This is a genomic window from Aeromonas sp. QDB18, assembly GCF_027705325.1.
GTDB lineage: Bacteria > Pseudomonadota > Gammaproteobacteria > Enterobacterales > Aeromonadaceae > Aeromonas > Aeromonas caviae.
Genome location: NZ_JAPDBQ010000150.1, coordinates 1 through 10,308, shown reverse-complemented (window position 1 = coordinate 10,308; position 10,308 = coordinate 1). Strand labels below are relative to the sequence as shown.

The 10,308-nt window shown below is 61.1% G+C and carries 8 protein-coding genes and 1 pseudogene; 3 read left to right on the top strand and 6 right to left on the bottom strand.

Annotated features, from left to right (window positions below; translation table 11 throughout):
• Positions 1–332 precede the first annotated feature (332 nt).
• Together fabV and OKC30_RS17625 are read left to right on the top strand one after the other, a co-directional pair.
• Entirely contained in the window at positions 333–1,526 is a 1,194-nt protein-coding gene (fabV, locus tag OKC30_RS17630; RefSeq protein ID WP_041212832.1) for an enoyl-ACP reductase FabV, read from the top strand.
• 162 nt (positions 1,527–1,688) lie between these two features.
• On the top strand, positions 1,689–3,164 hold the full coding sequence (locus OKC30_RS17625) for a YfcC family protein (RefSeq protein ID WP_270809723.1): 1,476 nt from the start codon (positions 1,689–1,691) through the stop codon (positions 3,162–3,164).
• 65 nt (positions 3,165–3,229) lie between these two features.
• On the opposite strand, the gene OKC30_RS17620 is transcribed toward OKC30_RS17625, so the two are convergent.
• Positions 3,230–4,444: a pyridoxal phosphate-dependent aminotransferase gene (locus OKC30_RS17620; RefSeq protein WP_005302243.1), complete on the bottom strand. Its 1,215-nt coding sequence runs from the start codon at positions 4,442–4,444 to the stop codon at positions 3,230–3,232.
• Positions 4,445–4,800: 356 nt separating this feature from the next.
• On the opposite strand from OKC30_RS17620, the gene OKC30_RS17615 reads away from it, so the two are divergent.
• Entirely contained in the window at positions 4,801–5,010 is a 210-nt protein-coding gene (locus OKC30_RS17615; protein ID WP_010674028.1) for a DUF1653 domain-containing protein, read from the top strand.
• Positions 5,011–5,069: 59 nt separating this feature from the next.
• Here the strand turns inward: OKC30_RS17615 and OKC30_RS17610 are convergent, their stop codons facing one another.
• The 5 genes and pseudogenes from OKC30_RS17610 to OKC30_RS17590 form a co-directional block, all read right to left on the bottom strand.
• Complete coding sequence (locus OKC30_RS17610; protein ID WP_010674029.1) at positions 5,070–5,327, bottom strand: GrxA family glutaredoxin; 258 nt, start codon at positions 5,325–5,327, stop codon at positions 5,070–5,072.
• 211 nt (positions 5,328–5,538) lie between these two features.
• Positions 5,539–6,972, bottom strand: a complete 1,434-nt coding sequence (dacB, locus tag OKC30_RS17605; protein ID WP_042017206.1) for a D-alanyl-D-alanine carboxypeptidase/D-alanyl-D-alanine endopeptidase — start codon at positions 6,970–6,972, stop codon at positions 5,539–5,541.
• 87 nt (positions 6,973–7,059) lie between these two features.
• Positions 7,060–8,820: a DEAD/DEAH box helicase gene (locus OKC30_RS17600; RefSeq protein ID WP_270664860.1), complete on the bottom strand. Its 1,761-nt coding sequence runs from the start codon at positions 8,818–8,820 to the stop codon at positions 7,060–7,062.
• Between the two features lie 120 nt (positions 8,821–8,940).
• Positions 8,941–9,978, bottom strand: a complete 1,038-nt coding sequence (locus OKC30_RS17595; protein WP_270668080.1) for an HlyD family secretion protein — start codon at positions 9,976–9,978, stop codon at positions 8,941–8,943.
• Positions 9,979–9,988: 10 nt separating this feature from the next.
• Positions 9,989–10,240 (bottom strand): annotated as a pseudogene (locus OKC30_RS17590) (DUF3302 domain-containing protein); the annotation flags it as partial.
• Between the last annotated feature and the right edge of the window lie 68 nt (positions 10,241–10,308).

Genomic DNA, 10,308 nt, shown 5'->3' with positions numbered 1-10,308 from the left:
AAAGATCGGCTCAAACTGAAAAAATGAAATGACTGAGTCAGCCGAGAAGAATTTCCCCGCTTATTCGCACCTTCCTTTGATAAATGTGGCCTCTGCTCTGTTTATCGTTTTACCCAGCTGCGTTTTTCATTTTTCGCGGCGGGCTACACTCACGTCGCCTCTCTCTGGTCCATGGCGGGGTAGATCCCCTGCGCAATGGGTGTGCCATGGCGGCACAAAGGGACGGATCCCTGCCTGTTTCCCCGCAGTTCAACACATCAGAGCACCATAACGGGCCGCAATGAGGTATCTTATGCCCCGATTTCATCCATCAAACGGATAAGAGACAACACATGATCATCAAACCCAAGGTTCGCGGCTTTATCTGCACCACCACCCACCCGGTCGGTTGTGAAGCCAATGTTCGTCGCCAGATCGCTTACACCCAAGCCAAGGGCGCCATCGAGAATGGCCCCAAGAAGGTGCTGGTGATCGGCGCTTCTACCGGCTATGGTCTGGCCTCCCGCATTGCCGCAGCCTTCGGCAGCGGAGCTGCCACCATCGGTGTCTTCTTCGAAAAGCCGAGCTCCGAGACCAAGACGGGCTCCGCCGGCTGGTACAACTCCGCCGCCTTCGACAAGGCCGCCAAAGAGGCCGGCCTCTACGCCAAGAGCATCAATGGCGATGCCTTCTCCCACGAGTGCCGTGCCAAGGTGATCGAGCTCATCAAGCAGGATCTGGGTCAAATCGATCTGGTGGTCTACTCTCTGGCCTCTCCGGTGCGCAAGCTGCCGGACACCGGCGAAGTGGTGCGCTCCGCCCTCAAACCCATCGGCGAGGTCTACACCTCCACCGCCATCGACACCAACAAGGATCAGATCATCACCGCCACCGTCGAGCCGGCGAATGAGGAAGAGATCCAAAGCACCATCACCGTCATGGGCGGCCAGGACTGGGAACTGTGGATGGCGGCTCTGCGCGATGCGGGTGTGCTGGCTGACGGCGCCAAGTCCGTGGCCTACTCCTACATCGGTACCGACCTGACCTGGCCCATCTACTGGCATGGTACCCTGGGGCGTGCCAAGGAAGATCTGGACCGCGCCGCCACCGCCATCCGTGGCGATCTGGCTGCCAAGGGGGGGACCGCCCACGTGGCCGTGCTCAAATCCGTGGTGACCCAGGCCTCCTCTGCCATTCCCGTGATGCCGCTCTACATCTCCATGGCCTTCAAGATCATGAAGGAGAAGGGCATTCACGAGGGCTGCATGGAGCAGGTGGACCGCATGATGCGCACCCGCCTGTACGGCGCCGACATGGCGCTGGACGAGCAGGCCCGCATCCGCATGGATGACTGGGAGCTGCGTGAAGACGTGCAGCAGACCTGCCGTGATCTCTGGCCCTCCATCACCACCGAGAACCTCTCCGAGCTGACTGACTACACCGGCTACAAGCAGGAGTTCCTGCGCCTGTTCGGTTTCGGCCTGGACGAGGTGGACTACGATGCGGACGTGAATCCGGACGTGCAATTCGACGTGGTCGAGCTGTAAGTCGGTCGTCAGCACAGACAGGGCCCTGCGGGGCCCTGTTTTTTTGCAGCAGACTCAACCTGTTGCCTCAGGTTTATTATCCGCGATCACCTTTTTCCCCGAACAAACCCGCTAGGCTTGCGCTGTCCGGATCACAGACGGCACCGCCGAGGTACGAAAGCCATGACCACATCCCATGAGGCGCCCAAGAAGCGCCAGCTCCCCACGGTTTATACCCTGCTTTTCATCATCATCGCCCTGATGGCGGCCCTCACCTGGGTGCTGCCGGCGGGAAAATACAACTATGTGACGGCCAAGACCCAGCAGCCGGTGGCTGCAGCGGCCGTGGCCGACTACAGCGGTGACGAGCGACTGCTGCCGGTACCCGGCAGTTACACCGAGCTCCCCTCCCAACCCCAGGGGGTATTCGATGTGCTCAAGGCGCCCATCCAGGGCTTTCACAAGGCGGCGGACGTAGCACTGTTCGTACTCATCATCGGCGGCTTTCTGGCGGTGACCATGCAGAGCGGGGCGCTGGATGCCGGGGTCGGGGCCATAGTGCGTACCTTCGCCGGGCGCGAGCGGCTGCTCATCCCGGTGCTGATCGCCCTGTTCGCCCTGGGTGGCTCCACCTTCGGCATGGCGGAGGAGACGGTGGCCTTCTGGGCACTCATCGTGCCGGTGATGATGGCGGCGGACTTCGATCGCATGGTGGCGGCCGGGATCATCCTGCTCGGCTCCGGGGTCGGGGTGCTCGCCTCCACCGTCAATCCGTTTGCCACCGGCATCGCCTCCGGTTTCGCGGGTATCCCCATCGGTGAGGGGATAGGGCTACGGGTCATCCAGTGGCTGCTGCTGGTGATCTTCGCCTCCTGGTTCGTGATGCGCTACGCCAGGCAGGTGCAGCAGGACAAGTCCCGCTCCGTGCTGGCCGATATCGTTTATGACGACGAGTTCTCCCAGATGAAGAGCGGCAATCTCGCCTTCAGCGGCAAGCAGAAGCTCACCATGCTGGTCTTCTTCGGCACCTTCCTGCTGATGATCTATGCGGTGGTGCCCTGGTCCGATCTGGGCATTGATCTGTTGCCCACCCTGGGCTGGTGGTTCGACGAGCTCTCCACCCTGTTCTTCAGCGCCTCCATCCTGATTGCCCTCATCAACCGGATGCCGGAGTCCAACTACGTGGCGACCTTCCTGAACGGGGCGCGGGATCTCATCGGGGTGGCCCTGGTGGTGGCGGTGGCGCGCGGCATCTATGTGGTGATGGAGTACGGCGTCATCATCGACACCATACTGCATTGGGCCGAGGGGCTGGTGAGCGGACTGTCGTCGTCGGTCTTCATCCTGATGGCCTATCTGGTGCACATCATCCTGAGCTTCTTCATCCCCTCCACCTCGGGGCTCGCGACCGTCTCCATGCCGTTGATGGGGCCGCTGGCGGACTTCTCCGGTATCTCGCGGGATCTGGTGATCACCGCCTATCAGTCCGCCTCCGGCTGGATCAATCTGTTCGCCCCCACCGCCGCCCACCTGGTGGCGGGGCTGGCGCTCGCCAGGATCCCCTATGATCGCTTCGTGCGCTGGGTGCTGCCCTTCATCATCGGGGTGGCCCTCATCACCATGGCGGTGCTGGTAACCGGTGCCCTGCTCCACGGCTGATGGCGCGGATAGAAAACGACAGATAACAAAAAGGCTCCCGCGGGAGCCTTTTTCATGAGCCTTGCTTACTGTTTGTAGCCCTTGAGGAAGCGGGCGAGGCGACCGATAGCCTCTTCCAGCTCCTCTTCCCGGGGCAGGAACACCAGGCGGAAGTGATCCGGTGCCGGCCAGTTGAAGCCGGTGCCTTGCACCAGCAGGAGCTTCTCCTGCTGCAGCAGGTCGAACACCATCTTCTGGTCATCGCGAATGTCATACACCTTGGGGTCGAGGCGCGGGAACATGTAGAGCGCCCCCTTGGGCTTGACGCAGGAGACCCCGGGGATCTCGTTCAAAAGCTCCCAGGCTTTGTCCCGCTGGCGACGCAGGCGGCCCCCCGGCAGGATCAGCTCGTTGATGCTCTGGTAGCCCCCAAGGGCGGTCTGGATGGCGTGCTGCATGGGCACGTTGGCACACAGCCGCATGGAGGCCAGCATCTCCAGCCCCTCGATATAACCCTTGGCACGACCCTTGGGACCGGTGATGACCATCCAGCCCTGGCGGAAGCCGCAGGCGCGGTAGGCCTTGGAGAGGCCGTTGAAGGTTACCACCATGACGTCGTCGCACAGGGTGCAGACGCTGGTGTGGGAGATGTCGTCGTAGAGGATCTTGTCGTAGATCTCGTCGGCGAAAATGATGAGGTTGTGCTGACGGGCGATCTCGATCACTTCAAGCAAAAATTCGCTGCCGTAGACGGCGCCGGTCGGGTTGTTGGGGTTGATCAGCACCAGGCCGCGGGTGCGCGGAGTAATGCGAGCACGGATGTCGTCGAGATCCGGGTACCAGTCAGCTCCTTCGTCGCAGCGATAGTGCACCGCATGGCCGCCGGAGAGGGTTACTGCTGCAGTCCAGAGCGGGTAGTCGGGGGAGGGCACCAGCATCTCGTCGCCGTTGTTGAGCAGCGCCTGCATCGCCATCACGATGAGCTCGCTCGCACCATTGCCGATGTAGATGTCGTCGATGTCGACCTTGCGCATCCCTTTTTGCTGGTAGTACTGCATCACCGCCTTGCGGGCGGAGAAGAGCCCCTTGGAGTCGCAGTAGCCCTGGCTCTGGGGCATGTTGAGGATCACATCCTTGATGATCTCCTCCGGTGCTTCGAAGCCAAACGGGGCCGGATTGCCGATGTTGAGCTTGATGATGCGGTGACCTTCGTCTTCGAGACGGCGAGCTTCTTTGTGCACCGGGCCGCGGATGTCATAGCAGACATCGTCGAGCTTGTGCGACTTGTCGATAGTGAACATGGTGAGCGTGATTCCTTCCCCGTGGGGCGCGTTGGCAGAAAAGCTGTTTTTAGTATCAAATTTCTCTGCCCCTATTCTTCACAGAATTGAATGCTAGAACAATCTAATTTATGGAATAAATCCCTGATATTTACCCCTGAAACAGGGTTGTTGAAATGTTAAATTCAGCATGATCGTTTGCCTCTCTTTGGTAGATCAGTGAAAGATGAGGGGCAGATTCATAAAGTAACATGAGTGTATTGAAATATCTCCCCCATCTGGCACGATTGGCTGGGGTAAAAAAGGCCCCGACCCGTCGGTCTGCCAGGGGAGCACGCAGGCACGGGGGCTCATCTTCCCGCTCTCGAGGTTCACTCATGCAGGCACCCGCCACCGGTCGCTACCGCCATTTCAAGGGGGGCTATTACCAGGTTCTGGCCCTGGCCTTGCACACCGAAACCCAGGAGCAGCTGGTGATCTATCAATCCGAACAGGATGGTCAGGTCTATGCCCGCCCCGTCGCCATGTTCATGGAGTGGATTGAACATCAGGGACAGGTGGTGAGCCGCTTCACGCCGGTGGCCTGAGGCAGACTTGGCGACATGAAAAAAGGCGCCAGAGGCGCCTTTTTTCATGGTGTCGGGGCTTACAGACCCAGATTGGCTCTGGCATAGGCCTCAAAATCTGTGCAGCCGCCGATGTGCTGCTCATCCAGGAAGATCTGCGGCACAGTGGTGACCGGCTTGCCCGCCTTGGCGGCGAGATCGTCCTTGGTCAGCCCGGCCACGTTGATATCCACGTAGCGGAACTCGAAGTCATCGCGCTCCTCGGTCAGTTGCTCGGCAATCTGCTTGGCACGCACGCAATAGGGGCAACCGGGACGACCAAAAATCTCTACAAACATCTTTTCTCTCCATTAAACAAGCCGTTGAAGAAGGCCATTGAGATGAGGCTGGGCACAGCATAGCCCTGGCGCCCTGTCAGTCAAAGCTGAAAATTGCAATGCTTCCGTTCGCCATCTCCGATTGCGCCCACTGCTGATGATGGCGCCAGCGTCCCTGTTTCGCCCCAAGGCCGGGGAATCGGGCCGCCTTGCCGGCAAGGCAGCCCGTCTATCACTGCTCGACGATCTGGATGGGTTGTTGCTGGTAGATGCTCTCCAGCACGCCTTTTTCGAAGACGGTCCAGGGCCAGGGCGCCTTGCTGGCGCGGTAGCGCTCGTGGGTTGCCGGATCCTGGGAGAGACCGCGCTGGAACATCACGAAGGCCTTGCGCTGGCCACCGGCGGTGTCGATGAAGCCGGCGAGGTTCGACGTACCTGTGATGGTACCGGTCTTGGCGTGTACCTTGTTCTTCATCATGGGAGCGGTGACGCTGCGTCGCCAGGCCAGGGTGCCGTCCACCTGGGAGCTTGGCAGCAGCTTGATGAAGTCGAGCTCGGCATCGTTCTTCTGGATGAAGTTAAGCACCGACAACATCTGGCGCGCGCTGATGAGATTGTGGGCGGAGAGGCCGGAGCCGTCGGCCAGGGTGGCGTTGCCAAGGTCAATGCCGTGCTTGGTCAGGATGGCGCGCACCGCCATGGTGCCGCTGCGATAGCTGCCCGGCTTGTTGTAGTAGTGACGCCCCACGGTTTTGAGGAAGGTATCGGCGTAGAGGTTGTCGGACTTTTTCAACATCTTGGCGAGCATCACCGGCAGGGAGACAGAGTAGTGGGTCGCCAGGGTCTGGGCACCGACAGGGGCCTGATGGGTGACCCGCAGCAGGCCGTCGTGGCTGATCCCGGCGCGGTTCATGGCCCAGCGGATGTTGTCCCAGCCCCAGGCCTCCACGTCATGGATGGCAAAGCGCAGCCCTTGTGGCTCCTTGTTCGGGGTGATGCAGCCCTTGAGCTCGTAGAAGTTGCCCTTGGCCATGTCTACTTCCAGAGCGCAGAACTGACGCGCCATGTCGCCATAGCTCATCACCTCCACGTTGTCGGCGCCGATGCCGATGGGCACGCCGGTGGCCACGTTGCCCACCGCAGGCTTGCCAATCTGGGTGGCGGTGATGGTGCCGTAGGCGCAGTTCTTGTCGATGATGACCGAGGAGACGGGAGCGGCGAAACAGAGGGTCTGATCCCCCCAGGACCAGCCGTTGCCACGCTCGTAGCCGTTGTAGGCACCGGTGTTGACATAGACGTTGCCCTGAATGCGGGTGACGCCCAACTGTTTGAACAGGGCAACCAGATCCATGCGCGACAGGGTCGGGTCGCCCACGAAGTTGATCCAGATGTCGCCGTTGATGGTGGTGCCCTGTTTGGCGCCGGGCTGGGCCTGGATGTCGGTGGCGAAGCGGAAGTCGGCACCGAGTTCGAGGCGTGCAGCGAGCGCGGTGAGCACCTTCATGGTGGAGGCGGGGGCTATCATGTCATCGGCGTGACGGGCAAATTCCACCCCGTTGTTGCCCTGTACGATGACGGCGTACTGGCCCCCCTTGGGCGGGGTCAGCGGGGCGGCGTGGACCGCCAGAGAAAAGAGAGCACAAAAACCAATCAACAGCCGCTGCATAGGATCCTCTAACTGAACGAAAGGGCGGCATCAGAAACCGCCCCGATAATCAAACCGGGTGACTGCCGGGTATCGCCTGCCATGGGGTCAGGCCGGGGCGTTGGCAGTCCGGTAACGCCCCTCGTAATCGAATATTTTTTCCTTCACCTGCCAGAAGCGTCCCGACTTGCGGGCGATGACGAAATCCGGGTGACGGAACTGGTTTGCCGCGAGCATCACGCTCGCCAGGGTCGTGAATTCGGGCTCCAGGCCCGGGGCGGGCCAATGATGACGCACAAAGCGTTGTTGAAACAAGCGCTGTGCACCCCGGGAGTGAAAGGGGAAGTACTCTGTCAGGGTCAGGCCATCCTCGTCGTGGTAGGTCACCTCCAGCCGCTCCCCCTGCTTGCCGCGCCCGGCACTCAGGGTCAAACCGGCGCAGCGGATCACCATGCAGTCCTTGAGATTGAGGGCTTCCTTGAGCTTGTCGTCAGGGTCCACCAGCAGCTGGTCACAGCTTTGGCAGCGACGGGCGGCGATGTCGTTTTCAGCGCCGCAACCGGGGCAGATCTTGGCGCGAAAGCGGTAGTCGCACTCCTCGCGGTTGCCCTCGTCATCTTCAAACAGTCCCTGACAGCGGCGGCCATAGTGCTCGATCACCTTGCCATCCTCGTCGGTCTTGCCCCAGAAGGTGTTGGCAAAGCCGCAGGCGGGGCAGGGCACCTGAACCGGCTCGGTGCCGGCGTGGGGCCTGGGCTCCCCCACTTCGGGGGCAAACAGGTTGAAGTTGTTGCCTGCGTAGTCGAGCACCAGGCAATCGCTCTTGCCGGGTGAGAGGCGCAGGCCCCGTCCCACAATCTGCTGATAGAGCGACACCGATTCGGTGGGACGCAGCATCACGATAAGGTCGACGTGGGGGGCATCAAAACCGGTGGTGAGCACCGCTACGTTGACCAGAAACTTGAGCTCGCGCGCCTTGAAGGCACTGATTAGAGCGTCGCGCTCCGGTCCCGGCGTCTCGCCGGTGACGAGGGCGGCCTGCTGGCCTCTGGCACCGAGCAGGCCATAAATTTCCCGGGCATGCTCGACGGTGGCGGCGAAGATCATCACCCCCTGCCGGTCGGCCGCATACTCCAGCACCTGGCTCAGGATATGGGGGGTGACCCGCTCCTGGCGCTTGATCTCGCCGTTGAGCTGCGCCTCGCTGAACAGGCCGTTCTCCCGCGGCACCAGCTTGCTGAAGTCGTAGTGGACGATGGGGGCGTCCACCAGGCGCGGCGGGGTCAGGTAGCCGTTTTTCACCATGAAGCGCAGGGGCAGTTCGAACACGCAGTCACCAAAGAGCCGCTCGCCGTGGCTCTTGACCATGCCGTGGTAGTGGCGCCGGTAGATCCAGCCCAGCCCCAGCCGATAGGGGGTGGCGGTGAGCCCGAGGATCTTGAGGGCCGGATTGGCGGCCTTGAGATGCTCGATCACCTGATGGTATTGGCTGTCGTCATCGAGCGAGACCCGGTGGCACTCGTCGATGATGAGCAACGAAAAAGCCCCGTCGAAGGCATCCAGATTGCGCGCCACCGACTGCACCGAGCCAAACACCACCTGGGCGCTCGCCTCCTTGCGTGCGAGCCCCGCGGCGAAGATGTCGGCCTTGAGCCCCCAGGCTTCGTACTTGGCGTGGTTCTGCTCCACCAGCTCCTTGACGTGAGCCAGCACCAGCACCCGGCCACGGGCCTTGCGGGCCAGTTCGGCGATCACCAGGCTCTTCCCGGCCCCGGTGGGCAGCACCACCACGGCGGGATCCGGGTGTTTGCGAAAGTGGCTGATGACGGCGTTGACCGCGTCGGTCTGATAGGGTCTGAGAACGAACATGGGGAACGGCTGTGGTGCAAGGTGGCGCCATTATAGGGATCTTGCGGGGAAAATGCAGTGAGGGGGGCGTGCTGACAGGAAGCGGGCCGGCAAGATGCCGGCCCGTGCAGGTCAGGGACCTCAGTGGAAGGGGAACAGGTAGTTGAGCCAGCTACCCATGCGCATCAGGATCTTGCGCATGATGGCCACGTGGTGGAAGTGCTCGGTATAGATGGCGGCCTGGCCGCTGGAACCCGCGATCACCTGGTAGTTTGCCCATTCGGGATCGGTGATCTCGAGCACGATGGGTAGGCGACCCGGTACCTGTGCCGAGGTCTGATCGATAAGACCCGCCTGTGCCTGGATATTGCCCGGTGCCATGGCCGGGATAACGGACTGCACCTTGGCCTTGAAGATGCGACCCGGAATGCCGTCGAGCACGACTTCGGCCTCGTCACCCGCCTTGAGCCGCTGCATGCTGTTCTGCCAGAACCAGCTGACATAGGCATTGGCATCTTCATGAATGAAGGTCATCACGGGGCGGAACATGAAGGGGGCGGCAATCATGCCCGGGCGCAATGCCAGTTGTACGACATGACCGTCACTCGGGGCGTAGACCACGGTCTGCTCCAGATCGTACTTGGCGATGTTGAGCTGGGCACTCAGGTCATTGAGGGTCGCTTTCTGCTGATCAATCTGGGCGACGATGTCATCCACGTTGGCCTGGGTGACGTCGAGGTCGCGCTGTTTGCCGATGCCCCGTCGCATCAGCTCCTGGGCGCGATCCCTGTCCAGGCTGGCGGAGCGCAGGCGGGCGTCCAGAGCCTTCAGAAAATCGGTGTTGGAGGCGAGGCGCGCCGTCAGGCTGGCGACCTTCTCCTGGAAGGGCTCAGCGTCGATGCGAAACAGCACATCCCCTTTCTTGACCGGCTGGTTGGGCTTGACCGGGACGTCGGTGACACGCCCCTTGACCAGGGGCACGACCGGGGTGGAGACATAATAGTTGCGAGCCAGCTCGGAATAGGGGTGGTTGTAGTTCATCAGCATGATGAGTGTGCCGATGATGATGACGCCACCCAGTACGGCGGTCGGCACGGTCCACTTGTTGAGCGGGATCTTGAAGATCTTGAAAATACCTATGCAGAGGGCTGTATAGGTGAGAATAAGTAGCAGGTCCATGGGGCGTTACCTATTTGTCGGTCTGTTCGAGCGTGGTCATGCGAGCCTGCAGTGCTGCCAGCTCCTCTTTGAGTGCGCTGATCTCTGTTTCGTCATGTTGTAGGCGTTGCGAGAAGCCCCAGCCGCGATCGGGGCGATAAATCGTGGCCCAGATCCAGAGGAAGGGCCAGAGCACGTGCAGGGTGAACAGGCTGACCCAGCCTGCCACGTGAATGGCGTTCTGGTGGGGGTGATTACGGTGCTTGGCAATTTCATACCTGATTACCCATGATTAGCAGTCAGTTACCACGAACTATACTGATCTTACGTACAGTTATCGAGGTGCGAGAT